Genomic DNA, 1,906 nt, shown 5'->3' with positions numbered 1-1,906 from the left:
GCACCGCGTTCTTCGCCGCCCGTAGGGAGTAGTGTAGGTACGTACCTACACTACATTGGGAGGTGATCGCGATGAGCGTGGTCTCGTCCCGGGAGTTCAACCGCGACGTGAGCGCGGTCAAACGGGCTGCCGCGAGCGGCCCGGTGATCATTACGGATCGTGGTCGGCCGTCACACGTCCTGCTGTCGTTCGCCGACTATCAGCGGCTCACGGACACGGCCGGCAGACTGGGAGACGCGTTCGTCTTGGACGAGGACATCGATTTCGAGCCCGCGGGGACTCGCTGCGCGAGGTCGACCTGTGAGTTTCCTGCTCGACACCAACGTCATCTCGGAGCTCCGCAAGCCGGCCAAGCGTAGGGATGATCGATTCAACGCCTGGGCAGGGGCTTTGGCGCCATCGGACACATTCCTCTCGGTCATCACCGTGCTGGAACTGCGCGCCGGCATCGAATCAGGCCCATTAGTCCTGGCGGGTTCAAACGGTCGTAGCGACACTTCAATAGGATTATGCCAGTAGCGTCGAGAGATCGGGCGGTGGATGGGCCTGTACGAAGCGGAGTAATCATGACGAGGCCCTGGGGTCCGCCCCTCATCAAAAGATATAGATCTTATCGCCACAGTGGGGGCATGGGAGGGCGTCTCCCATCTTAAGCTTTCCCATTATGGATTTCTTCCGGCAGGACCCGCACCTGATGAACCTCGTGTTTCAATCGGCGCACTTCCAGGGCCAGGATTGATTGTCCGGGTCGCGGGCGAAATCGAAAAAGAATTTCGCTGCCTTGGCATGGTTGTAGATGCCGGAGATACCTGCTCGGAGTAAGGCGCCTTTGTCGGTGTCGGTGTCTTTTGATTTACAAGAGGGGCATCTCATCGTCTGCTCGCTAGGAGGTCGGGAGGTCGGAATTTCGACCACTATATCCCTCAAGTCGCCCAAAGTTGTCGGTTTCACAAACTCCCGGTTGGGCACCGCCGTGCCCGGACAACACCGCAGCGGGTCGGGCCACCGCCGGGAGCCTCGATCCAATCGGCAAGGCCCTGCGCACCCAGCCGTGGTCATCGAAGGCACGACGGGGAGAAGTCAACGCGGGTCGGGGACCCTTGTCCGTCGTCTGCGGCCCCGCGTAGAGGGCCGGCTCGGAGGCTGGCAGGTGTTGCTACCGAGCACGCATCGTGCCGGCCTGGCGACGCTGACCAACGGTTAGGGCGCGGATCGTCCGCGGCGGGCGATACGGTCGGCATGTGACTACGCCGGTCTTCACGCATGCGTGGGGGCAGAAGGCCAACGAGCTGAGTGTCGAGCCCGCGCTCGCGAGTTGGGACAGGGCTGGATTGCCCGGCCAGGCGCGCTCGGCCGTCTTCATCGGCGGCGTGTGCGCGGCCGTCGCAGGGCAGGCCCGTACGACACACGATCCGCTCGCCTTACGGCTCAACATCGGGCTGCCGGACACCGTGCCGCCGTACGCCCCGGACGACCTCGCTAACTACACTATTCCCCGCTCGCGCCGAAGCTGACCTGTGGAAGGCGACGATCGACTCGCTCGCCCCGATCCTCGACCGCGACGACGGCGCCCCGCGAATGAAACGCTCGAGACGGCCGCGACCTCAGACCGCGCTGCACTGTCGACCCGGCCGCAGGCAACGAAATCATGATCGCGATCCGGCACCATCCATTGGTCAGAATCCGGCAACGCGAGACCGACGTAGCGCCGAGCGGTAGGTAACGCCGGTCATAGTCAACGCCGCGGCCCCGTCGAGGCTGGACTTGCCGGAGTCCCTACGGTGGACCCGGTGGCTAGATCGGTTCGTGGCGCTCGCACCTGGTGCGGCCACCGGGCGATGCTTCGCGCGACCGCATGGCGCACCTCCGTCTCGTAGCGGGGCGACGCCGGCGATGTGGACGAGCC

General features: G+C 64.3%; 3 protein-coding genes. All 3 read left to right on the top strand.

The window, feature by feature from the left end:
- Positions 1 to 71 precede the first annotated feature (71 nt).
- Positions 72 to 359, top strand: a complete 288-nt coding sequence (locus U9980_RS19245) for a type II toxin-antitoxin system Phd/YefM family antitoxin (protein ID WP_322769194.1) — start codon at positions 72 to 74, stop codon at positions 357 to 359.
- Positions 301 to 519, top strand: a complete 219-nt coding sequence (locus U9980_RS19240) for a hypothetical protein (protein WP_322769198.1) — start codon at positions 301 to 303, stop codon at positions 517 to 519. Before U9980_RS19245 ends, U9980_RS19240 begins: the two co-directional genes overlap by 59 nt.
- 722 nt (positions 520 to 1,241) lie before the next feature.
- A complete protein-coding gene (locus U9980_RS19235) occupies positions 1,242 to 1,514 on the top strand; it encodes a hypothetical protein (protein ID WP_322769193.1) in 273 nt (90 codons plus the stop codon).
- Positions 1,515 to 1,906: the final 392 nt, after the last annotated feature.

It is taken from the genome of Protofrankia sp. Cr1, from assembly GCF_963555865.1.
Taxonomy (GTDB): Bacteria; Actinomycetota; Actinomycetes; order Frankiales; family Frankiaceae; genus Protofrankia.
Note: the sequence above shows the minus strand (reverse complement) of the source record. Positions and strands in the feature narration are given on the sequence as shown.